Annotated in this window: 15 protein-coding genes; 2 read left to right on the top strand and 13 right to left on the bottom strand. The window is 47.4% G+C overall.

What is annotated here, in order from left to right; translation table 11 throughout:
* Positions 1-349 precede the first annotated feature (349 nt).
* The 5 genes from JT717_RS04110 to JT717_RS04090 all read right to left on the bottom strand — a co-directional run bounded on the left by JT717_RS04110 (position 350) and on the right by JT717_RS04090 (position 7,420).
* Complete coding sequence (locus tag JT717_RS04110; RefSeq protein ID WP_205508902.1) at positions 350-1,783, bottom strand: TolC family protein; 1,434 nt, start codon at positions 1,781-1,783, stop codon at positions 350-352.
* Entirely contained in the window at positions 1,770-4,943 is a 3,174-nt protein-coding gene (locus JT717_RS04105; protein ID WP_205508901.1) for an efflux RND transporter permease subunit, read from the bottom strand. The genes JT717_RS04110 and JT717_RS04105 overlap by 14 nt, the downstream gene beginning before the upstream one ends.
* A 31-nt stretch (positions 4,944-4,974) precedes the next feature.
* Positions 4,975-6,057 carry an efflux RND transporter periplasmic adaptor subunit gene (locus JT717_RS04100; protein ID WP_205508900.1) on the bottom strand — a complete coding sequence of 361 codons (1,083 nt, stop codon included), beginning with the start codon at positions 6,055-6,057 and terminating at the stop codon, positions 4,975-4,977.
* 186 nt (positions 6,058-6,243) lie between these two features.
* Positions 6,244-6,645 (bottom strand): hypothetical protein, encoded by a 402-nt coding sequence (locus tag JT717_RS04095; RefSeq protein WP_205508899.1) that lies wholly within the window; start codon positions 6,643-6,645, stop codon positions 6,244-6,246.
* A gap of 151 nt (positions 6,646-6,796) precedes the next feature.
* Positions 6,797-7,420 carry an HAD family hydrolase gene (locus JT717_RS04090; protein ID WP_205508898.1) on the bottom strand — a complete coding sequence of 208 codons (624 nt, stop codon included), beginning with the start codon at positions 7,418-7,420 and terminating at the stop codon, positions 6,797-6,799.
* A gap of 162 nt (positions 7,421-7,582) precedes the next feature.
* Between JT717_RS04090 and JT717_RS04085 the strand changes: the two genes are divergently transcribed.
* Complete coding sequence (locus tag JT717_RS04085) at positions 7,583-8,248, top strand: hypothetical protein (RefSeq protein ID WP_205508897.1); 666 nt, start codon at positions 7,583-7,585, stop codon at positions 8,246-8,248.
* 81 nt (positions 8,249-8,329) lie between these two features.
* On the opposite strand, the gene JT717_RS04080 is transcribed toward JT717_RS04085, so the two are convergent.
* Both JT717_RS04080 and JT717_RS04075 read right to left on the bottom strand, forming a co-directional pair.
* Positions 8,330-9,430 (bottom strand): mechanosensitive ion channel family protein, encoded by a 1,101-nt coding sequence (locus tag JT717_RS04080; RefSeq protein ID WP_205508896.1) that lies wholly within the window; start codon positions 9,428-9,430, stop codon positions 8,330-8,332.
* 199 nt (positions 9,431-9,629) lie between these two features.
* Complete coding sequence (locus JT717_RS04075) at positions 9,630-12,257, bottom strand: heme-copper oxidase family protein (protein ID WP_205508895.1); 2,628 nt, start codon at positions 12,255-12,257, stop codon at positions 9,630-9,632.
* A gap of 184 nt (positions 12,258-12,441) precedes the next feature.
* Between JT717_RS04075 and JT717_RS04070 the strand changes: the two genes are divergently transcribed.
* Positions 12,442-12,894 (top strand): lipocalin-like domain-containing protein, encoded by a 453-nt coding sequence (locus tag JT717_RS04070; RefSeq protein ID WP_205508894.1) that lies wholly within the window; start codon positions 12,442-12,444, stop codon positions 12,892-12,894.
* Between the two features lie 47 nt (positions 12,895-12,941).
* On the opposite strand, the gene JT717_RS04065 is transcribed toward JT717_RS04070, so the two are convergent.
* The 6 genes from JT717_RS04065 to JT717_RS04040 form a co-directional block, all read right to left on the bottom strand.
* Entirely contained in the window at positions 12,942-15,443 is a 2,502-nt protein-coding gene (locus JT717_RS04065; protein ID WP_205508893.1) for a glycoside hydrolase family 95 protein, read from the bottom strand.
* Between the two features lie 205 nt (positions 15,444-15,648).
* The gene (locus tag JT717_RS04060; RefSeq protein WP_205508892.1) at positions 15,649-17,085 is read right to left on the bottom strand and encodes a TolC family protein; all 1,437 of its coding nucleotides are present in this window, start codon (positions 17,083-17,085) and stop codon (positions 15,649-15,651) included.
* Positions 17,086-17,374: 289 nt separating this feature from the next.
* Positions 17,375-20,551 carry an efflux RND transporter permease subunit gene (locus JT717_RS04055; RefSeq protein WP_205508891.1) on the bottom strand — a complete coding sequence of 1,059 codons (3,177 nt, stop codon included), beginning with the start codon at positions 20,549-20,551 and terminating at the stop codon, positions 17,375-17,377.
* A 62-nt stretch (positions 20,552-20,613) separates the two neighbouring features.
* Positions 20,614-21,696: an efflux RND transporter periplasmic adaptor subunit gene (locus JT717_RS04050; protein WP_240347801.1), complete on the bottom strand. Its 1,083-nt coding sequence runs from the start codon at positions 21,694-21,696 to the stop codon at positions 20,614-20,616.
* 160 nt (positions 21,697-21,856) lie between these two features.
* Positions 21,857-22,225, bottom strand: coding sequence for a hypothetical protein (locus JT717_RS04045; protein WP_205508889.1), 369 nt, complete (start codon positions 22,223-22,225; stop codon positions 21,857-21,859).
* A 339-nt stretch (positions 22,226-22,564) separates the two neighbouring features.
* Entirely contained in the window at positions 22,565-23,845 is a 1,281-nt protein-coding gene (locus JT717_RS04040; RefSeq protein WP_205508888.1) for an alginate lyase family protein, read from the bottom strand.
* Positions 23,846-23,871: the final 26 nt, after the last annotated feature.

Genomic DNA, 23,871 nt, shown 5'->3' with positions numbered 1-23,871 from the left:
TGGTTAAAGCGGCAATTTGCAGCTAAATTCAGATAGCAAAGAATTTCCAATCGGAGAATATGATAACTTAACTAACAGTCGTGCGCTCACTCTCCCATCCAATGTCAATTTTGCTACCTGCGCAGAATCACATGCTGGTTTACAGCCTCCAGGTTTACGTCCTGCAATTATATACCCATCACTCAATAACCGTGTTAATTTGGCCAATAAGTGTGTAAAAAGCCCCTGACCATATCGCCAGGGGCCGTTTGTTCAAATCAAAAATAGCCACTTGTATAACAATGCCTGATCAGCGAATCAGTACAACTTGTCCCGACTTCAGTCGGGATCAGCAAATTAGCTAATTGTCTTACCTCCATCCCCCGCCTAATGCCTGATAGATATTCACCACTGCCTTCAGCTGCTGCACCTTTGTCTCTACCAATTCAAACTTCGATTCCAGCGCATCCCGTTGCGTCATCAACACCTCCATGTAATCGGCCCTTGCCGATTTAAACAGGTCATTTGATATGGTAATCGATTGGGTCAATGCATCTACCTGTTTCGACTTCAACGCATAACTGTTCTCCAGGTTGCTGATCTTCGCCATCTGATTGGCCACCTCCATATACGCATTTAAGATGGTTCGCTCATAATTATATACCGCCTGCAATTGCCTGGCATTCGCATTCAGATAATCTGCCTTGATCGCATTCCGGTTCACCAACGGCGCTACCAGTTCTCCTGCCAGCGAATACAGCATCGACTCCGGCGTACGGAACAAATAGGCTGGATTAAATGCATTGTAACCAATACCGGCTGAAATGCCCAGGGATGGATAAAAACGGGCTTTAGCCACCTGCACATCGAGCTTCGCAGCCGCCAGTTCCAGCTCGGCTTGTTTTATGTCGGGCCGGTTGCTCAGCAACTGCGATGGTATCCCGGTTTGAACCGCCGCCGGCAATACACTATCCAATGTTTGCGCATTCCGCTCAATGTGCTGTGGAAAACGTCCCAACAAAAAGTTAATGCGGTTCTCCGTTTCCGTGATCTGCTGCTGGATGCCATACTGCAGGCTGCGGGTGTTCAGCACCTCTGCTTCAAATTTCCGGACAGCCAGCTCCGTTACCCGGGCCGCCTCTTTCTGCAATTTTACCACTTCCAATGCATCGTTCTGAATGCGGATATTATTATTCACAATACTCAGCTGGTTGTCGAGGGCCAGCAATTCATAATATGAATTGGCGATCTCTGCGATCAGCGTAGTGATCACAAAGTTCCGCCCTTCTACGGTTGATAAATACCTGGCAACCGCTGCCTTCTTTGCATTATGCAGCTTATGCCAGATATCTACTTCCCATGTGGCGTACGCGCCTATCAAAAAATCGGGCAGCGGGTCAGGCATTGCTTTGCCGGGTTTAATATCGGTCGTGGCGTCCCCTGCGCCCTGACTCGTATACCGCCCCACTTTCTCTATCCCTGCGCCGGCCCGTATTCCTGCAAACGGCAGGTACTCCCCTTTCCTGGCCTTTATTTCATTTTGTGTAATGGCAATCTCCTGCAAGGTGATGTTCAACTCCTGGTTGTTTTGTAACGCCGTATCGATCAGGGCCACGAGGTAAGGATCGGTGAACCAGTTCTTCCAGGGTAAAGCCCCTGTATTCACCGTATCCGTTGCCGTATTGTAACTTGCGGGCACCGTTTTGTTTTCCGTTTTCCCTGTTAATGCCGGTGTTTTACAGGCGACATAAGCGCCGCACAAACAGGCCAAGACAAGGAACTTCCAAAGCTTAGTTTTCAACATGGTGATCAATTTCTTCTGTTAATGGATTTTCATCTTCGTCCTTAATTAGTTTCCGCCGGGCTGCCAGTTTGCCGAACATGTAATACAATCCGGGTATTACAATTACCCCCGCCAAGGTGCCTACCAGCATACCGCCTAATGAGGAAGAACCGATCGTACGGTTACCGATAGCCCCTGGTCCTGTTGCAAATACCAGTGGGATCAAACCCGCAATAAACGCAAGGGAGGTCATCAGGATAGGACGGAATCGTGTTTTCGCGCCTTCCATGGCCGCCTTAAAGACCGACATACCCGCCCGGTGTTTCTGCGCCGCGAATTCCACGATCAATACGGCATTTTTACCCAGCAATCCTACCAGCATGATCAATCCTACCTGGGCGTAAATGTCATTAGCCAATCCCATCAGCTTGATCATCAAAAAAGAGCCGAATACCCCGGCAGGTAAAGACAGAATAACCGACAAGGGCAGAATAAAGCTTTCATACTGCGCCGCCAGGATCAGGTACACAAAGGCCAGCACGATGAGGAAGATATAGATGGCCTCATTCCCGCGTTCGGATTCGTCTTTCGATAAACCTTCCCAATCTATTCCATAACCGCGCGGCAAAGTTTTCGCTGCCACTTCCTGGATGATCCTGATCGCTTCTCCACTGCTGTAACCCGGGGCGGGTTCCCCGCGGATGGCAGATGAATTGTACATATTGTAGCGCGTGATCTCATTCAATCCATGCGTCTTCTTAATTGACATAAAGGCTGAATAAGGCACCATCTCCTCTTTATCGTTCTTTACATATAGCTTCAACAGGTCTTCCGGCAGGGCCCTGTATTCGGGTGAGGACTGCACGAACACTTTCAAGAAATTGCCAAAGCGAATAAAACCCAGCTCATAGCTGCTTCCGATCAGAACCGAGAGGTTATCCATCGCCTTTCCAATAGATACCCCTTTCTGCATTGCTGCCTTATTATCGATCACCAACTCATACTGCGGATAGTTGGCGCTGAAGAAAGTGAACAATCCGGTGAGCTCTTTCCGCTGATGCAGCGCTTCCATAAAATCGTCGTTCACCTTTTCCATGCTCTTGTAATCATCACTATTTGTCTTATCGAGCAGGCGCAAAGCAAAACCTCCTGCCGCCCCATAACCCGGCACTGCGGGCGGACCGAAAAATTCGATGGTAGCGCCGGGTATCCCGTGGCATTTTTCTTCCAGCTCATGAATGATCTCGTTCACCGAGTGCTTCCGCTCGTCCCAGCCCTTCAGGTTGATCAAACAGGTACCTGCGTTGGACCCGCGGCCTTCCGTCAATACTTCATAACCGGCCAGTGCCGATACAGATTGAATGCCTTCTACATGCTCCGCGATCTCCTGTACACGCCGCGCCATATCATTGGTACGTTCCAGTGTAGAACCGGGCGGCGTTTGAATAATGGCATAGATCATTCCCTGGTCTTCACTGGGAATAAAACCAGCCGGCAGGGTCTTACCCACGCCAAAAATGCCAAAGGCAAATGCGCCTAATAAAAGAAAGGTGATCAATTGCCGGCTCACGATCTTTTCCATCAGCTTCGTATAGCGGCCGGTGATCTTTTCAAATCCCCGGTTAAAAGCATCGAGGAATATATTGATGGGTGTCTTCCTGCGGGGCTTACCATGGTTATTCTTCAATAACATTGCGCATAATACCGGGGTTAAGGTCAACGCGACTACGCCCGAGAGCACAATGGCCGTAGCCATGGTAATGGAGAACTGCCGGTAAAAGATGCCTACGGGTCCGCTCATAAAGGCCACCGGAATAAATACCGCCGCCATTACAAAGGTGATGGCGACAATTGCGCCGCTGATCTCATGCAATACCTGTTTGGTTGCTTTGTAGGGCGACAAATGCGTCGCTTCCATTTTCGCATGCACCGCTTCAATGACCACAATCGCATTATCCACTACAATGCCGATCGCCAGCACCAACGCAAACAATGTAATGAGGTTGATATTCAATCCAAATAACTGCATGAAAAAGAAGGACCCGATCAGCGATACCGGTACAGCCAGGGTAGGGATCAGGGTAGAGCGCCAGTCGCCCAGGAACAGGAACACCACAAAGGCCACCAATACGAAGGCTTCGCCCAGCGTATGCAAGACTTTTTCAATGGAAGCATCGAGGAAGTTGCTCACGTCATAACTGATCTCATAATCCATACCCGGCGGAAATGATTCTGCTTTGATCTCATTGAGTTTTTCCTTGATCGCTTTGATCACATCACTGGCATTGCTGCCATAGGTTTGCTTTAACACAATGGCCGCTGAGGGATGGTTATTGAGGTTGGAATAAATGTCATAATATTCACTACCCAATTCTACATCGGCTACATCTTTGAGGTACAGGAGCTCACCTTTGGCATTCGCACGGATAATAACATTTTGGTATTGCTGCGGCTGGTTATAACGGCCCTGGTAGGTTAATACATATTCCAGCGCTTCTGAACGTTTGCCATCACTTCTTCCCAAACGCCCGGGCGAGCCAATGATACTCTGGCTGGCCAGCGCTTCCATCACTTCATCGGTTGACACATTATAAGCCCGCATGCGGTCGGGCTTTAGCCAGATGCGCATGGCATATTGCCGGCTGCCCAGGATCTTGGCGCTGCCGATACCCTTCACCCGGCTCAACTCGCGAATGATATTTATATTGGTAAAATTGTACAGGAAATTTTCATCGGCTTTGGGATCGTTGCTGAATACATTCACATACATCAGCATGTTTGGCTGTAAAATATTGACTATGATCCCTTCCCGTTGCACCAGCACCGGTAAGCGGTTCGTTACCTGCTCAATGCGGTTCTTTACATTGACCACCGCCTGGTTGGGATCAACGCCCAGGTCAAATACTACCTGTAAATTGGCCTCGCCGGCGCTGGTAGCATCTGAGGTCATATACTTCATGCCCGGCACGCCGTTTACCGCTTTTTCCATTGGGATCAGTACGGAGTTAACCAGTACATCGGCACTGGCGCCGGGATACGATACACTGACCACGATGCGCGGCGGCGCAATAGAGGGGAACTGGGAAGTTGGAAGTGTTTTAATGGCCAGTACGCCCATGAAGATGATCATCACAGACAGCACGATCGCAAAGACCGGCCTTTTCATAAATATGTTAAACATGTATTTTCATTTTTCAAAACTGCCGGTTAATTTATTCAGTGGCCAGCTTTAGATGAGCGATCACCTGAGCAGGTTCTTCATAATCGAATGCTATCTTCTCTTCATTCTTCACCTTGCGTAAACCTTCCAGCAATATTTTATCATTTTCCTTTACACCTTCTTTGATCACATACAGGTCGGGCATTTCAGCAGCAATGGTTACCGGCGTTAGTTTAACCACATTGTTCTTATCTACTACGTAAACATATTTCCGGTCCATGATCTCCATGGTGGCTTTCTGTGGTATGATAATGGCGTCTTTCAGCTGCTCTTTCATCAAGATGCTGCCGGTTTCACCATGCCGTAACAATCCTTCCCTGTTGGGGAAGCTTGCGCGGAAGGCGATATTGCCTGTTTCATTGTTGAATTCGGCCTCGATGGTCTCTACATAACCGGGATGTTTGAACACTTCTTTGTTGGCCATAAGCAGCTGTACTTTTCCTTTTTCTTTTGGTTTCATGCTGCCCTGATAGTTCAGGTATTCGGGTTCCGACACGTTGAAATAGACCCACATCTGGCTATTGTCTGAGAGGCTGGTGAGCAACTCGCCTTCTTCCACCAGAGATCCCAGTTTCAAATGCAGCTGATCTACAATCCCGTCGAAAGGCGCCCTGATCTCGGTAAAGGCCAGGTGCGCTTTGGCCAGCGACAATTCCGCCTTCGCTTTTTTTGCTTTCGCAATGGCCAGGGCCAGTTCGTTTTTCGAGACCACATTTCTGTCGGCCAGCGCTTGGGTGTTCTGCACTTCAATCTCGGCGGCCTGGGCCTCCGCATCTGCTTTTTCCAGCTCGGCCTGGTAAAGGGTAGGCATGATCTTGAATAACAGTTGTCCTTTTTTTACAAACTGGCCTTCGTCCACATATATACGTTCCAGATAGCCCTTTTCCTGGGCTTTTACTTCAATATTGCGGATCGATCTTATCTGGCATACGTATTCTTTCGTTATGGTCGTATCCATTTTAATGGCGCTGGTGACCAGTAATTTGACAGGTTCTTCCTTTTTTTCTTCTGTTGATTTACAGCTTGCATAACACAACACAGCACACAAGCCCGTGAGTTGGAAAAGTCTTTTCATAATATGTATGGGGTCTTAATTCAGATTCCTGGCAATATTCATTGCGCATTGCATTACACACGCGATCCCTATAGCTGAAAACTATACAGCGGTGCGGTAAACTTCAGGGAATGACTAATGATCCGTAGGTGTGCCATACCTATACGTGACGTACAGGAGCTGCGGCACACCTGTTAACAGAGCTAATCAGATCCTGATGACACAGTGGAAGATGAATTTACAGGCAGCCGCCCCGGAGAAATGATCACAAAATGGCAGGCGCTTATTATAATGATACAATCCTGTAAATGCAGGTGATTGGATGAATGAGCAGCGATCGTTGGGTAAATTCTTTTTGCCTGGTCTTGATTCGTTGTCGTCATCATCGTCGTCGACTTCCGAATCTGCTATGGCGTCATGGGCATTATGACTTGCAGAGAAAGGTGCCTGGCCTTGCCAAAGCCGGTGATTATGCAGGGAAAGATCATTGGCGGCTTGGGCCTTATTTATAATATCCTTTGGGAAACAGCCGGTTTGAACAGGAGCTGCCTGCGCATATCCCGTCCATAATGAAATACATAGCAACAAAAATCTAAGGAACAGCTTCATACCTGGTTTCCAAAAGGTTTGTCTTATCAACAGGCTGCAAATAAGTGATTCTTTGAAACTTTTTCTCAATTAAGGGCAGCAAAAACATCCCGTTAACAATTGACCGGTGGAAAACCAGGTATCGCACACTTCCAGGGTGTAGCACACTTCGCTATCTTACAAATGCAAGTAATTCGTTGTAATCGGCGATCTTTTTCACACCCGGCTTTTCTTCATATCGCTGATACTTATCATACCAAAGGGCGTCGAGGCCAAGCTCCTGCGCGGCTTTTATTTCTGAATGCAGATCATCGCCCACGACCAGCATCTCTTCGGGGGCAAAGCCATAGCGGTGTTGTATTTCAGCAAACACATCTTTTTTCACCTGGGTAGTGGCCGTGGGATCTATAATATGTATTTCCTTAAAATCTTTTTCCAGGTCCATCCGCTCAACCTTGCTTTGCTGCATCTTTTTAAAACCGGTGGTGACCAGGAATTTATCAACCGGTAACTGTTTCACCAGGGCATAGTCTTCGAAGGGATCTATTTTGCCTTGATATGCCAGTTCTTTTAAAAGAGCAATACACTTGTCCTTTAATTCGGCGCTAAAGCCATAATCCTCCGCTACCAGCTGAAAGGGCCGGCGCATCACTTCGTCTTTTATTTTGGGCAGATTATCCGCCTGGCTTCCATCCTGCTCGATCAGTGTAAATAAAGGAGCAAAGAGTTCATGGCCGATCTGCGGAACAGGAAAAATAGTATTGTCAAGGTCGAATATGATCGCTTTCTTCTTCATAAACCGGGTTTGCCATTCCAAAGCTAAAACTATTCCAATTGCGCAGCCTGTATAACAAAGGCGACAGATGCTGCCTTTCATGGGATGCATTTCGTTGGAATACCGCGGTTAAGGAAGCAATTTGATTTTTTACCTTATCTTGTGGCGATTCCCCATTTTCCTATGTCACAGTTAGCCACTTACACAAGGTTCTATTCGCCTGATGATGCACAATTCCTGATCGTGTTATTACAAGAGCACAAGATCCCCTACTCGCTTGAACATGAGGTGAACCCGCTTGATAAAGTGTATATCGGCGATGCTATTGCTCCTATGTTTGCTTTGCAAATTCCGGCCAACCGCTTTGGTGATGTGAACGCCCTGCTGGCTGAACAGGCCAAAGCAGATATGGCGAAACCAGGTTTTGAACATCTGATGCAATCGTATTCGACGGAAGAACTGCGGGAGATCATTGGATCACCTGCCGGCTGGAGTGCTTATGATCTGCAGGTAGCTGCTTCGCTGCTGGCAGAAAGAACAAAAGGCGTGGTGATAGCTCCGGTAAACGAAGAAACATTTGTTCCATTAAAACTGGAACTGGGCTGGATCATTCTTGGTTACCTGGTGTGTGTGCTGGGCGCCTCTTACTTTTTTTATCTCGCGATCGCCGGCTTTCTGGCCGGACTGGTTGTAAACCAGGCTAAAAAAACATTGAAGAACGGTACTACCGTAAAGATGTATGACAAGTGGAGCCGCAGGCATGGGCGCATCATGATGATCCTGTCAACCGTTTGCACAGCACTTAGTTTTACTATTTATTACCTGGAATACCGGCGCCTGCTGAATTAATTCCAGAAAGGGGAAATCCTTCTACTAACGTGGTATGCGTACCCCAAGCTGATAAATGTTGCCCGCACCTTTAATTTATTGTTAACTCTTTATTTCGGGCTGAGGGCTGTTTACCCCGCCATTGGCGAAAGGCCCCGAGCCATTACTGAAGAGCAATGTTTGTGTTGGTAATGCGAACTGGATACCTTCCTTTTTAAAAGCATTTAATATAGCCAGGTAAATAGCCTGTTGGCGGTCCATATACAAATTATAATCAGGGCTTAAAATAAAATATACCACTTCGAAGGTCAGACTAAATTGTCCAAACGCGGAGAAATGCGCGCGGTCGAAGGTAGTATCCTTCTGCGATAAAATAATATCTTTTACCATAGCCGGTATTTTTTCAATTTTATGAGGCGGTGTGTTGTAAACAACGCCAAAATTGAACTGTACCCGCCGCTTTTCCATGCGTTTAAAATTATGTATGCGGGAATTTACCAGGTTGGTGTTTGAACAGATCAGCTGCTCGCCACTGAGGGTTCTGATGCGGGTGCTTTTTACTCCTATATATTCTACCGAACCCATTTTATCGTCTACTATGATAAAGTCATCTACTTCAAATGGTTTGTCGAAGAAAATAACAAAGTAGTTGAACAGGTCGCCGAGGATGTTCTGCGATGCCAGGGCTATGGCCACACCACCAATACCGAGGCCAGTGATCACAGACGTTATATTATAGCCTAAATTGTTTATCAGGAAAACCAGGGCCAGGATCCACAACACCACATTCACAATGATAATGATGCCCCGCACCTGCTTTCGCTTTTCCAGGTCTTCCCGGCTATGCCCCAATGCATGATTGATGAGGTAATTTAATGAAGAGGTGATCGTTTTTATGATAATAAATGTAACTACGACCATGACGGCAATATGCAGCAGCTTGTCAACTTTAGGACTTAATGTCAGGTAGGAAACACCTGCATATAAGGCCCCGAGATACAAAGCGGGCACCAGCGCCCCTTCTGCCAGTTGTACAATAAAATCGTCGATCGTTGTACGGGTATGCGCTGAAAAACTTTTAAACCGTTTTAACAAAATCGATCGCCCTATGCGGATAACAGCCCAGGAACCAATAATAATGCCTAAAGCAATGAACCAGTTTAACAAAGTATTGCCCAGAAAGACCTTATCCCACCATTGCATAGTGTACTGTTTTAGTTCTCGAGAAAATCTAGCGCAGTATCATCGAAAATTCTGTGCCATGGATACTTACGCCTGCCAATAAAAAAGATCCCTGAATGTTAACTTTCAGGGATCTTTTTTATTAATCTAAATACAATACGCTTCTAATCTGCCTTTAATGCAAAAACGCTGGTGACTGGTGGCATCAGGCGCAGCAGCCTTAATTGATCAAATAGGCATTCCTGATCTTGCGTTTATATGAGGTATCCTCCTCCATTTCTTTCTTTATTTCTTTATGTATGGAAAAATTCTCCTGCGGTTTTGCCGGGGGCGTTGAGGTGGTATTTACGGCATTCACCTGCCCGATCAGTTGTTGCAGCAGCGATCCGCGGTGCTCGCGTTTGGCGCACATTTGGATACGATCGATCACGGTTTTGGAAAGCCAGCGGGCCAGTGGGAACCGAAGGATAGTGTCTTTAATAAACTCACCGGTAACTATGTCTCGCCTGGTAGTATCTGTTACAATATCGTTGATAAGGTCTGGCAGGATCTCGGGCTCCAACTGCTTTCGCCGCATTTCGGGTTCGCTGGTATTTTTCAGGTTAGCGCCGGTTGCAACAAGCAGGCTTGTATCGACCAGCTTTTTGGGATTCAATTTAATGGGAATAAACTCAGTATTGTCGTCAATGGCGCTTAAGACCCTGGCTCTTTCTTCAAAATAAGAAGCGCTTCCTTCAAAGGGCTGATTGAAGAGGGCATTCAATGGCTGTAATAAAACCGACTCACTTTCCAATTCTTTATACAACTGCTTGTCGCCTGAGCCGTTCTTCAGGTATAAAATATAGATCTTATATTTTCCCTGCAGGGCAGGATCCTTTTCCAATCTCAATTTCAGTTGCTGATAAATGTCGAGGGTAGATTTCAAACCTGAATTTTCATGATACCCGCCATCTACAAAACTGCCCAGTTTTTTAACATAAGCCGGCGCGCTGAACAAGGGAAATAACTCACTTGTATTACAAGCCTGCCCTAAGGAAACGGGCATTTTCCTTCCGTAACATTGGGTTACGCCGTTTATATCGCAGATAGAGTCCTCATATAAATAGCCGGCTACATCTATGGCTTCGTTGAAATGAATGGCGTCGAGCTTGATAGATGAAAAGATGCCTCTTCGGCCATCATTGCTTCTACAGGTATTTATCAATACGATCGGGGTGTTTTTCCGGTATTCAAATCCGCTGCCATTCTTTTCATAAAAGAAAGACATGAAATCTTTCTTTAAGGTCATGGCTGAATCAGGTATTTCCTTTCCATTCCAATCAGCATCTTTATTCACCTTGAGTATGGCGCGTTCTGTATAAGATGCTTCTTCGTTTTGCAGGGTACTGTTGCGGTCTTTTATCCAGTTGCCCGGCACCAGGGATTTGTACAGATCGGTAAGCAATAAACCTCTTATGGAACTGCCTACAAAATTATTCTCATATACAGCTGCCGGAAAATTCACCCACTTGCCATCGATCATATCCACATTACGGGTGTTTTCCAAATAGGTAAAATAAGTGCTTAATCCGATGGAACTGCCCGACACGGTGGAGATGGAAAAAATATGATTGCGGAATGTTCCTTTGGTATCAAAATCATAATTGATCAGGTTCTGGCTGAACCAGAGACCGGCCCTCGATCCGCCTCCTTCTCCGCTTACCAGTATTATTGGATAAGGCTGGCTGCTTTTATTATCCCTGATCGCCGCCGTGAGCGCCTCATACCGTTTTGCAAAGTCATCCCTGGAAAACTTTTCAAAGATCGTCTTCTCGAGATTCTTATCCATTGCGTAATGACTGGTATTTAGCTGCCATTTCGGTGTAAGTATGAATACCGCCAATAACATACAGGCGGCCGCAGCGACTAATTGCCTTTTGCGCGATACATTTACTATATAGAAGAACAGGTCAATTGCAAATACATAGACGGAAAACATGTACAACAACATAGATTCCGGCGCAATGGTAAAATGAAATGGCATATAATAGATCAATAACACAGCGGCAATATGAATGGCCAGTAACGAAAAATAAATGATGCTGTTAATATGATATTTGGCTATCAACGACAGGTGATGATCTTCACCCCTGGCATGGGCCCGCAAAATACGGCTGTCGGCTTCGTGATAGATCAAATACATCAAGATGGATAAGAGATACAGGTTGATGGCCAACACTGTTTTCGCTGCCGTATACTCCTTATGAAAGATCATGAAGAAATAAACGGAAGACAATAAGAACAACATCGCAACCGATACCAGGGCCCAGCGGCGTTTGCGTTCACTGATCACCCACCGGTTAAAAAAATACAATAATATCAGTTCGGCTATACTTGCCAGTACAAACACCGTCCCGTATTTGCTGAACAATACAGATGCCATTAACCAGAATGGCACCAGGGGCAGCACCCGGTGCATGAAGAACAAATGATTATGAAAAGGATGCTGCAATTTGCCCGATGTAAGCGAGCGCTTTTCCCGCTGGTGAAACATGAAGGCCGGAATGATCCACATGGAGAGCGACAAACTTAAAACAGCCAGTGTGGTAAAGATGATCCTCTTATAGCCATAGATGCCATCCGGTTCAAATAGGCTCACTACCAGGTCGCGTCCCTGCGACATTTTTGCCAGCACCACCCAGAAGAGCACCAGGAATAATAACTCTATAAAGGCATCTTTTAAGGTTCGCCAGATAAGCACTGGCAGGATCTTAATGACCTTCAATAAAAAATTGCTGGTCTTCTGTAATTTGTATTCGTCATAGACGTGATGTACATATGCGTTAAAATCGTTATTGGGGTATTCCATGGTTAGTTATTTAAGATTAGCAAGGATCTAAGACAGGTAGGATACGTTAGGAGGATGCCAGGTTCAGCTACTGCAATTTAACTGATTACCCCCGTCAAAAAATACCGTGAAAAAACCCTTTTATGGCAAAACCCTTGCTGCCGGAATACCTCAATTATAATATCTTTAGAAAAATAACCACCACATGAGACTGATCGCTGCATTTATTCCGATTGCATTACTGGCCGCCTGCAATACCAACAGGGAACCTGCGGTACCCATCGCCGGCACCTGGCAATTACTTACCGGAACCCTTATTGAGAAAAATGACACAACCGTTACGGATTATACCCGGGACAAAAAATTCATCAAGGTCATCAATGATTCCCATTTTACTTTTTTGGGTCATGACCTTAAACAGGGAAAAGATTCCGCCAATGCTTTTTTCTCTGCGGGTGGCGGCACCTATACATTAAAAGACAGTACCTATACCGAACATCTGCAATATTGCAGCGACCGTGCGTGGGAGAACAATGAATTTCATTTTACGGTTACCATTCATAACGATACGCTGATCCAACGGGGAACAGAAAAAATAGCCGGTACGAATATCGACCGGCTGAATATTGAAAAATATGTACGGGTGAAAGGAGAATGACCTGCCGGGTTTAACCTAAGCGGCCCTACAAATTGATTATACTGACCTCACAGGCCAGGGCCCATAAACTCATACGACATACCAGCCACCGTATTAAAATCATATAAATTACCCAGATCTAGAGCAACACCCTTCAGTGTTGCTTTTTCAGCTATTATAGGTTTGCTGATGGCCGCCACAGTATAATAAGGATTGGGATTAGGGCCGCTGCCCGGCTTTAATATTTGCTTCCCACGCGACATCAATGTGCCGGCGATCCGTAAGCGGCAGTTGCCGCCCAGCCTGGATCGTATCTTTAAATAAGTGATCCTGCCTGCTGCCCATTTCAGGTCTATAATAAAACCACCCCGGGCCACCAGCCCTTTTACACTGCCGGCTTTCCATTGATCAGGTATGGCCGGTAAGAGATGTATTGCACCGTCGTGTGACTGCAGGAGCATTTCAGCGATCCCTGAAGTACAACCGAAATTACCATCTATCTGGAATGGCGGATGCGCATCAAACAAATTCGGATAGGTACCCCCGTTCTGGCCTTGTTGCTCCAGGGGCGCCGGTGTAAGCTGATCGGTTATCAGTTTGTAGGCCCTGTTGCCATCGAGCAGGCGGGCCCATAAATTCACTTTCCAGCCCATTGACCAGCCGGTTGACTTATCGCCGCGCATCACCAGCGAATTCCGGGCTGCTTCGAATAAATCCGGACTATTCACCGGCGAGATCTGGTTGCCTGGAAACAATCCATATAAATGCGATACATGACGGTGCCGGTCATCCGGGTTGTCAAGATCCTGCAGCCATTCCTGCAACTGCCCGTACCGGCCTACCTGCATGGGCGGCAAACGTTTGATCATCGTTTGTAAGGTATCGCTGAAACGCTTGTCTACACCAAGAATAGCGGCTGAACGAATGGCATTGGAGAACACATCAAATACAAGTTGATTGTCCATAGTAGTGCCCGCGCTGACGCCCACCCCGTTCATATAGGTATTCTCCGGCGACATGGAAGGCGCCACCACCAGCCAGTTATGCGATGGTTCCGGTTGCAATACATCTACATAGAACAATGCAGCGCCTTTTAATACCGGGTACATCTCTTTCAGGAAAACCTTATCACCGGTGTACAGGTAATGCTGCCAGAGATGCTGGCTCAACCAGGCGCCACCCATGGGCCACATGCCATAAAAGCCACCATCTACGGGTCCGGTGATCCGCCACAGATCGGTATTGTGATGCAGGTTCCAGCCGCGGGCATGATACATTTGCTGCGCACTCTCCTGCCCTGTTACGGCTAATTCTTTCAGCATAGCGAACAGGGGTTGATGCATTTCGGACAATGCAGTTACTTCTGCCGGCCAGTAATTCATTTCGGTATTGATGTTCACCGTGTATTTGCTATCCCAGGGCGGACTGAGCTTATCATTCCATTTCCCCTGCAGGTTGGCGGGCTGACTGCCGGGCCAGGAACTGGTGATCAACAGGTAGCGGCCAAATTGAAAATACAGGGGCACCAGGGCAGGATCATTCCCATTGCCGAATTCAGCAATGCGAATATTCGTTGGTTTCCTGATGGAAGCGGTAGTGCCGAGGTCAAGTTGAACGCGGTTGAAAAATTTCTGATAGGCCGTTATATGGGTCGTTTTTATAGCCTCATAGGGCTTAGCCGTTGCGGTCTGTAATGAATGGGTGGCTTTTGCCGCTTCATCCCCGCTGACATCTTTATAACTGATAAAATTAGTCCCGATAGCAATATACAAGGTAAGGGCATTGGCCTTGTTTATAACAATACTGGTATCTGTAAACGAAATACTGCCGCCTTCCGTCTTTGGCAGTACCTGTACCTCATAGCGCACGCGGCCTGTTTTATTGGCTTTCGAAGACGTTTGGCCTTTCAACAATAATTTTCCCTGCAAGCTTTGGGCGGTGCAGGACTTATAAGGCGTTTGCATACCCAGCATACAGGAAATACTGCCAGGCCTGCTGGCCGTGAAACGCACCATAATAATGTTATCGGTAACCGGCGCTATATATTCGCGCTTATATCTGATGCCATGTAGCTCATAAGAAACGCTGGCCACGGCCTTGCTGATATCGAGGTCGCGCTCATATGCAGCGATGTTATCGTGATCGTTGAACCGGATCATTAAACTGCCGGCTGTTTGGTAGGGCATTCCATAGTTGCTACCGGCCGGCGCATTGCGTGGAAATGTTTTGTTCGAAAGGTCCTGCGCTTCCCTGTTCCTGCCTTCGAACAGCAGCTTCCTTATGCGCAGAATGGAATCGTATACATCAGGAATGATATTATTGCCGGGTTCACCGGCCCAGATGGTTTCTTCGTTCAGCTGCAGGCGTTCATTGGCTATGTCCCCGAACACCATGGCTGCGAGGCGTCCATTCCCAATGGGCAAAGCTTCATTCCAATTTGCGGCTGGTTTATCATACCAAAGCCGCATGGGCTCAGGTTTTTCTTGTTGTGCGTTAAGCGGGAAGACCAGGAGCAGGACCAAACAGCCCTGTAATAATACGGGAAACAGCCGGCAGATCGTTTTTTTCATATGTAAGCTGAAAATTATTACACTTTACTGATCTTACAAACCTATTTCGGAACGGCTACATGCAGGTTCAATAATTGTGGCATCTGGTTTAATTTTTATTCAGATGTATAAAGAGTGGAAAAAGAGCCATTACTGCCATTAAAAAGGGCAACGGTAAATACCGCTGCCCACCTTTTCGCTTCCCTGGATTATTCTTTGCGACCCATCATTCCCAGCCTCCGCCCAGGGAACGGTAGAGCTGGATCAGCGATATGTAAATATTCCTTTTCTGTTCCTGTAACCGGAGCTCCGCTTCCAGCACATTCTTTTGTGCCGTGATCACTTCCAGGTAAGTAGCATAACCCGTAAGGTATAACTCGCGGGCCGATGCCACGGCGCGCTGTAATTCCTGCACCTCCTGTAATTTGAGGGCATATTCTTTTTTAAGATTTTCCACCGCACTCATATTGGTGACTACTTCACTATAGGCATTCAGCAGTTTTTGCTGGTAGTTATATACCGATGCTTTGCTGGCAGCATTGGCCATAACAAACTGCGCTTTCAACCGGCGTTGCTGAAACAGCGGGGCGGTAAGCGCACCGGCTACGCCATAGGCGGCACTGCCTGCATTAAATAATAATGAAGGCGTAAATGCATTGAGCGCCACATACGGATTAAGTGTTAATGAAGGCAGGAAAGCCGCGCGGGCTGCCTGCACCATTTCGTTGTTAGCCCGCATTTCATATTCTGCCTGCTGTACATCGGGCCGGGCCGATAAGAGGCTGGCGGGTAAACCGGTTTCCAAAGAAACAGCGATCGATTCGGGCAATGCAGTATCGCGAATGATCTGTCCGGGGTATTTACCGGCAAGGGCATTCAGCTCATTTTCAATACGGGTGCGGTCCTGCAGGATACGAAATTCAATGCCCCTGGTATTTAGTAGCTGGGCCCTGAATTGTTGTACCGCCAGTTCATTGGCGCGACCGCCGGCTTTTTGCGCTTCCACGATCTCGAGTGCCTGCTGCTGCAGTGCTATGTTCTTTCTTACAATGCCAAGCTCCGTATCCAGCCCCAGTAAATTATAATAACCTTCTGCGAGTGTTGCTACCAGTGACGTAATGATCAATTGCCTTCCTTTCTCTGTAGCCAGCAGTTCGGCCTGCGCCGCTTTTTTCTGGTGCCGCAGCTTGCCCCAGAGATCAATTTCCCAGGAACTGGTTAAACCAATGAACATATCCGTGGTGGGGCTCACGGGGATCTTTTGGTCTTTGCCGATATTCGGTGACAGGTTCGTATCGAAATTACCCACTCCATTCAGGGTGTAATCGCCATACCTGTCGGCCGCTGCGCTTACAACGCCATTGACAGCCGGTAGAAAAGCGCCTTTGCGTTCGGCCAGGCGGGCATGCGCCATGGTTATACGTTGCAGGGCCATGTTCAGATCGGTATTGTCTTTCAATGCCGATGCTATAAAACTATGCAGCCGGGTATCGGGAAAGATCTCCCGGAACACCAGGCGGGTTGAATCCGTTGAGGCAGTTGAGTCACTATACCGCTCCGGCAATGGGTTCACCCGGGGCAAGGGTGCAGGTTGCATCACTTTGCAACCCGCTGCCGCGCCCACAACTAAAACTATGAGGATCCGTGAAAATATATGTTTCATTCGTTAATTACATTATGCGTTACATGAAACTTGAATGGTGAATGGTCAATGGTCAATGGTGAATGGCCAATGGCCAATAGCTCGCGATATTTTAAACTACCGGCGCATCGCCCCTGTATTTCATTAGCACATCAGCAAATCAGTACATCAGCACATTGCTTTCTGTATTTCATTAGCACATCAGCAAATCAGCACATCAGCTAATCAGCACATTGCTTTCTGTATTTCATCAGCACATCAGCACATTAGCACATCAGCAAATCAGCACATTAGCACATCAGCACATTGCCTATCCTTCCTCATTCACCATTTGCTCTGTCAATGGCTCACCGTCGGCGATCTTCGCATGCTTCTTCAATCTTCTTTTGCGGCTGAGCATGAACAGGCCATAGAGGCCGGGGATGAGGAAAATACCAGCAAGGGTACCCACCAGCATACCACCCGCAGCGGCATTCCCGATCGAACGGTTACCCATAGCGCCGGCGCCATTGGCAATACACAAGGGTATTAAACCGGCAATAAAAGCGAATGAGGTCATCAGGATCGGACGCAACCTCGATACAGCCCCCTGTTTGGCAGCTTCTACGACGGAAGCACCGGCGCGCCGCCTTTGCACAGCCACTTCCACGATCAGGATGGCGTTCTTGGCCAGCAAACCGATCAACATGATCAGCGCTACCTGCGCATAGATATTATTTTCCAGGCCCATTGCCCACAGCAAGGCAAAAGCGCCGGCCACACCGGCCGGCAGTGAGAGGATTACCGCCAGCGGTAAGGTGAAACTTTCATATTGTGCGGCCAGCAGGAGGTATACAAACACCAGACAAACGATAAAAATATAAATGGCCTGGTCACCCGAAATGATCTGCTCCCGCGTCATACCACTCCATTCATAAGTATACCCTTTGGGCAACACGTTTTGCGCAACTTCCTGAATGGCATTGATGGCCTGTCCGCTCGAGTACCCCGGCTTCGCATCTCCATTGATCATGGCCGCCGTGTACATATTATAGCGGGTTATCTGTTCCGGACCGTACACCTTTTCCATTCTGATAAAATTGGAATAAGGCACCATTTCGCCCTTGTCGTTTTTGACGTAGAGCTTCAATACGTCTTCGGGGTTGGCGCGGTAAGATGGCAGTGCCTGCAGCATCACTTTATACATCTGTTCGAAACGGATAAAGTTGGTGGCATAATAACTACCCAGCAATGTTTGCAGGGTGTTCATCGCATTCTCGACACTTACCCCCTGTTTGGCGGCCATTTCCTGGTCAACATGGATCAGGTATTGCGGGAAATTGGGATCGAAGCTGGTATTGGCGCCTGCAATCGCAGGATGCTGTTTCAGGCTGGTGAGGAATTTATCGGATACCTCGGCCATTTCCTGCAAACTCGAATTGCGGTTCTTGTTCAATAAGCGGAACTCAAACCCACCGGCATTACCAAAACCCGGCACGGTAGGCGGTTCGAAGAATTCGATCACTGCATCGGAGATATGACTGGTACGGGTCTTTAACAGTTTGATGATCTCATGCACCGTTTCATCTCTGTCTTCCCAGGTCTTCAGGTTGATCATGGCCATGCCATAGGAAGCGCCGGTAACGTCACTCATCAAACTATAACCGGCCAGGGTGCTCACGTTGTCGATACTCTTTTCATTGGCTATGGCCTTTTGCACCAGGTCAAGCACTTCCTCCGTACGTTCAACGGTTGAACCGGGCGGCGTAGTAACGTTCACGTACACCATACTCTGGTCCTCGGCAGGAATAAAACCGGAAGGCAGGAACTTTGAAATGCCCCAGGTAGCCAGGCAGAATAAGGCCAGCATACCAATGGTGATGACCCTGCGTTTCACCATTTTTTGCACCATGCGGCCATAGGATGTTTCCGTTCTATTGTACACCCGGTTAAAGCCGGCAAAGAATTTATCCAACAGGTTCTTCTTCCGTCTTTTTGCCGTATTGTGCTTTAACATCAAAGCGCATAAGGCGGGGGTAAGCGTTAACGCGTTGATACCGGAGATCACGATCGACATCGCCAGCGTAAGTGAGAATTGCCGGTAGAACACTCCCACGGGACCCGACAGGAAAGCAACCGGTACGAACACCGCCGACATTACGCCGGTGATGGCAACGATGGCGCCGCCAATTTCTTTCATGGCCGCAATGGTGGCCTCGGTTGGCGGCAAATGCTCCTCCGTCATTTTTACGTGCACCGCCTCCACCACCACGATCGCGTTATCTACCACGATACCGATGGCCAGCACCAACGCAAACAGCGTTAACATATTGATGGAGAAACCCAGCATCTGCATGAATGCCAGGGTACCGATGAGCGCCACCGGCACCGCCAGTGCGGGGATCAGGGTGGAACGGAAGTCCTGCAGGAAGATGAACACTACGATGAACACCAGGATGAACGCTTCCATCAAAGTGCGCAATACTTCGTGGATACTGGCATCCAGGAAACGCGATACATCGTAGGCATAGTTATAGGTCATGCCGGGCGGGAAAGAGGTTTCTTTCAATTCTTCCATCTTGGCTTTGATCGTCTGGATCACTTCCCGCGCATTGGATCCCGGTCTTTGTTTAATGAGAATAGATGCCGAAGGCCGGCCATCTGTTTTTGACACCATGTCGTAACTCACCGTACCGAACTCCACATCGGCAATATCTTTTAACCGCAACAGCGAACCATCGTCGTTGGCCCGTAAGATCACATTCTTATACTGGTCGGGCGTATTGAATTTACCGGTATACTTTAAGATATATTGTTTCGCCTGTTTGTCCTTGCCGGAGTTTTCACCGGTTGAACCGGGCGCCGCTTCGATATTCTGCTGGCGCAATGCGCCAATGATCTCGTCGGTTGAGATATTATAGGCTAATAATTTATCAGGCTTTAACCATACGCGCATGGAATAGTCGCGGGCGCCCATGATATCAACAAGGCCCACCCCGTTGATCCGTTTTAACTCCTGCAATACGTTAATGTCGGTGAAATTGTAAATGAATTCTTCATCGGCCGTACTGTCATCGCTCATGATGTTCAGGTACAGCAGCATCGAGTTCACTTCTTTTTCTGAGGTAACACCGGCTTTGATTACTTCTTCGGGCAGCTCATCCAATACCGTTATTACCCGGTTCTGCACATTTACCGCCGCCTGATCGGGATCGGTGCCTACTTCAAAAAATACCTGGATCAGCGTTACTCCGTTATTACTGCTCACGGAGCTCATATAGGTCATACCGGGTACACCGTTGATGGCCCGTTCGAGCGGTACTGCTACTGCTTTGGTACACACGTCGGCATTGGCGCCATTATAAGTGGCAGTTACCACTACCGATGGTGGTACGATATCGGGGAACTGGGTCACCGGCAGCGAAAATAAGGCGAGCACACCCAGTAATAATATGACAATGGAAATTACAAGCGACAATATAGGCCGCCTGATAAATAGCTCAAACATGCTTGCTGGTTTTTCTACTTTTTAGAATGTGGTGTAAGTACGGTTGATCGTTTTGGCAACGATCAATTCACAGCAAGGCTGTCGGCAGCTATCATCCGCGGTTTGATCGTACTTCCTTCCCTGATGTTCTGTACACCTTCATAGATGATGCGGTCGCCCTCGTCGAGTCCCGACTTAACGAGCACAAAATCATCGATCCTCGATTCAGGTTCAAAACCTTTCATCCGCACTTTCAGATCATTCCCTAATACAAATACATAGTTGCGATCCTGGATCTCCAGCACTGAGCGTTGGGGTATCATCAATGCATTTTTAACATTGGTGGTAAGCAGGATATTACCGCTGGCCCCATGTTTCAGCATCTTGGTGGGATTGGGGAACACCGCCCGGAATGCGATAGAGCCTGTTTCTGTATCAAACTCCCCTTCCATCGTCTCAATTTTCCCGGGATATTTATAAACAGAACCGTCTGCCAGCTGCAATTCAGCTGCAGATTGCGGGCGGCCACCTTCCTGTTTCGTTTTTACATAACTGAGGTATTCTTTTTCAGACACCTTGAAGTACACGTGCATGGCATGAATGTCTGACACGCTGGTCAACAGGGTACCTTCAGAGATAAGGCTTCCGCGCTTTTGCAAAATGCGGTCGATGATGCCATCGAAGGGCGCCCGTACGGTTGTATAGGAAAGACTGATCCTGGCTTTTTCTTCTTTGGCCAGGGCTTCATCTACTTTCGCTTTTGCAGCGGCCAGCTTGGCATTGGCCAGTTCCAGGTCGCTCGCCGTAACGATCTTTTTGTCAACCAGCGACTGAACCCGGCGCAGCTCTACTTCTGCACTTTTTACTTCGGCCTGTGCGCTGGACAATGAAGCTTTTGCTTCAGACAGCTGCACTTTAAATTCCGCATCATTCAGGGTGAACATTACCTGCCCTTTTTTTACCAGCTGGCCTTCATCAACCAGGATATTCTCGAGGAACCCTGATACCTTGGCGCGCAGTTCAACGTGTTGATAAGCATTGATGCTGGCCACATAGGACCGGTGCAGGGTAGTATCCTTGCTCTTCAATGTAAAAACAGGTAATTCAATATCTTCTACTTCTTTTTCCGTATTTCCTTTAACACCACAACCTGCTAACCAGATCATGCACAAAAAATTAATTGCTGCAAAAGCTTTCATGCTCATACAATAGTTTAAGTATATGAATGGAAGGGCCCGGGCCCAAACAATTTAATGAGGGATCAATAAGCACACGTTTGCCATACTTATGTCATAAGCAGGCAGGCGGCATATATCTGTATAAAATTCAGAAGGGTGTAAGCCTGAAGAGAAAGAGATAATAAAAGGGAGGCAAATGCGCTGTACGCCGGTTTGAAAGGGTTGTTTCCTTTAATGGACAATACACTTCAACCGGTGCGGTGGTTTCAACCGGACTGATCCTTAGGTAAGAGGCTGCCCGGAACCTGGTCCTGATCTTTGACTGTTTTTTAGCAGGATGATTGCTGATATAATCAGCCTGATCTTGCTGACCAATAGCCTGTGCTTCTACCGACACGCTAATGGCATTAGCAACAGGATCGCATGGTTGCGACTGCTTCTGCCTGCCGGTGCCAGCCACTGCGATGGTCCCTAACAGTATATAAACAATACATTGAAATAAATACTTGTTATTCACAGATCAGGATTTTTCCAGATTAACTGCCCCGCAAAATTACTAAGGCAGAAAGAATATTTCCCTCTTAAAGGATTAAATATTTATTGAAACGGTTGCAGCCTGCTGCAAATAATTTGTTTTCCAGCACTTTATTAATGTATTATCAACAATATTAAATCAATTCTAATACCTTTCTAATTCGCGCTAAATGCTAAAACGACTATAATAAAAAACCCCGGCGATCTACCGGGGCCTTTTAAGTTTCTGTTCCCATGTCTCCTGACTTCCAATGGGCGCAGAAAAAAATGTAGGAATACTAGGATGTTGGATCTTCTATCTTGATGAGATATTAAATACGAATCAGGGTCTTGTATATAACAAGGTGCCAAAACCAAGCTGGTCGAAACCACCGCTGTTTGGACCGTAATCACCACCACCGCCTTCAGGATAAGTTCTGTTGACACCAATAAGGGTGTAAGGCGCTGTTAATCCCTTGCGTTTTACATAGTGGTTGTAGATCATGGTATATATCGGGCGCACCTCGCCTCTTTCCGCCTCGCTGATCTGGCTATGCACGATTGTTGTATCACAATCCTTGTAGTCATATGGCTTCCACGGAACATCTTCCATAGCTATATTGTATTTGGCATTATATTCCGATGCTTTCAGGAACATATTGTCATTGAAGCCATAGAAATCATCGCCCTGGTGCCAGGCTATTTCACAAATGGTAGCCAACATCGCAATGACCAGTGTTGCATGCCCCTGGTCACGGCCGCTTTCCTGCAACTGCGCCAGCCCCTGTTCCTTGTGCACATAATAGATCGCCTTTCTGATATTGCCATTCCCGGCGCCGCGCTGTAAATAATTCACTGCTTCATTGTACAATTCGCGCCTGTCGGTGAGAATACCGATGGCCATCACAGAAGCAATGTTGCCCAGGTCCCAGTTGGCCCAGTAGTGGTCGATGCAGGAACCGTTGTGGTTCACGAGGAAATCGTGGTTCCTGGGATAGAACACGGTCAGCATCCAATCCTGGTAGGCTTTAAAATCTTTGGGATCCCAGTTTTGATAATCGCGCATCAGTTCACCCGCCAGGGCGAATTGATAACCATAGAAACCGGCTGCAAGGAACACGTTCGGGTCACCGCTTAATTGCTTGCAGGTAGCTGCCCATGCATTGAGGATCTGGATCGATTTCCTCGCATAACCATCCCTTCCGCTGATCTTCCAGCGGAGCGCCAATTGATAGGCGGCCGCTACATCATTAAAAGCGCGTGAATAGTTATCCGGCTCCGGTTCTTCGCGGCTCTTTCCACCACGGATCAGTTTGGCAACCGGGTTGGGATTATAATTTGAATCTGCATGCGAATTGGCCTCCAGTTTTGCCAGGCCGGCCAGTATTGTTTCATTTTTTGCTTTTATGGCTGCATCGATGCGCGCAAAGTCTTCGGTCACATTTAATCCACCCGGATGCACCAGCGGAGTGCCGGGCGGTAATGTATCAATGTATTTTACAGAACCCACAATGTTCGTGGTGTCGTATAATTCGTCGTATTCTTCGCCGCCTTTTTTAGAGCAATCTACCATCGATACACTCAACAGCAGCGCAAGTACAGAGATAACAGGAAGTCGTTTCATAGTATGTTGGAACTTTTTCAAAATTG

The organism is Longitalea arenae, from assembly GCF_016924755.1.
Classification (GTDB): domain Bacteria; phylum Bacteroidota; class Bacteroidia; order Chitinophagales; family Chitinophagaceae; genus Niastella; species Niastella arenae.
The sequence above is the reverse complement of the archived record's forward strand: the minus strand, read 5'-3'. Positions and strand labels throughout refer to the sequence as shown.

Excerpts from the sequence above, each read along its gene's own strand:
- JT717_RS04050 (WP_240347801.1), bottom strand. The coding sequence starts at position 21,696 with ATGATCTGGTTAGCAGGTTGTGGTGTTAAAGGAAATACGGAAAAAGAA.
- JT717_RS04105 (WP_205508901.1), bottom strand. The coding sequence starts at position 4,943 with ATGTTTAACATATTTATGAAAAGGCCGGTCTTTGCGATCGTGCTGTCT.
- JT717_RS04090 (WP_205508898.1), bottom strand. The coding sequence starts at position 7,420 with ATGAAGAAGAAAGCGATCATATTCGACCTTGACAATACTATTTTTCCT.
- JT717_RS04060 (WP_205508892.1), bottom strand. The coding sequence starts at position 17,085 with ATGAAACATATATTTTCACGGATCCTCATAGTTTTAGTTGTGGGCGCG.
- JT717_RS04080 (WP_205508896.1), bottom strand. The coding sequence starts at position 9,430 with ATGCAATGGTGGGATAAGGTCTTTCTGGGCAATACTTTGTTAAACTGG.
- JT717_RS04075 (WP_205508895.1), bottom strand. The coding sequence starts at position 12,257 with ATGGAATACCCCAATAACGATTTTAACGCATATGTACATCACGTCTAT.
- JT717_RS04100 (WP_205508900.1), bottom strand. The coding sequence starts at position 6,057 with ATGAAAAGACTTTTCCAACTCACGGGCTTGTGTGCTGTGTTGTGTTAT.
- JT717_RS04040 (WP_205508888.1), bottom strand. The coding sequence starts at position 23,845 with ATGAAACGACTTCCTGTTATCTCTGTACTTGCGCTGCTGTTGAGTGTA.
- JT717_RS04085 (WP_205508897.1), top strand. The coding sequence starts at position 7,583 with ATGTCACAGTTAGCCACTTACACAAGGTTCTATTCGCCTGATGATGCA.
- JT717_RS04065 (WP_205508893.1), bottom strand. The coding sequence starts at position 15,443 with ATGAAAAAAACGATCTGCCGGCTGTTTCCCGTATTATTACAGGGCTGT.
- JT717_RS04055 (WP_205508891.1), bottom strand. The coding sequence starts at position 20,551 with ATGTTTGAGCTATTTATCAGGCGGCCTATATTGTCGCTTGTAATTTCC.
- JT717_RS04070 (WP_205508894.1), top strand. The coding sequence starts at position 12,442 with ATGAGACTGATCGCTGCATTTATTCCGATTGCATTACTGGCCGCCTGC.
- JT717_RS04110 (WP_205508902.1), bottom strand. The coding sequence starts at position 1,783 with ATGTTGAAAACTAAGCTTTGGAAGTTCCTTGTCTTGGCCTGTTTGTGC.
- JT717_RS04095 (WP_205508899.1), bottom strand. The coding sequence starts at position 6,645 with ATGAAGCTGTTCCTTAGATTTTTGTTGCTATGTATTTCATTATGGACG.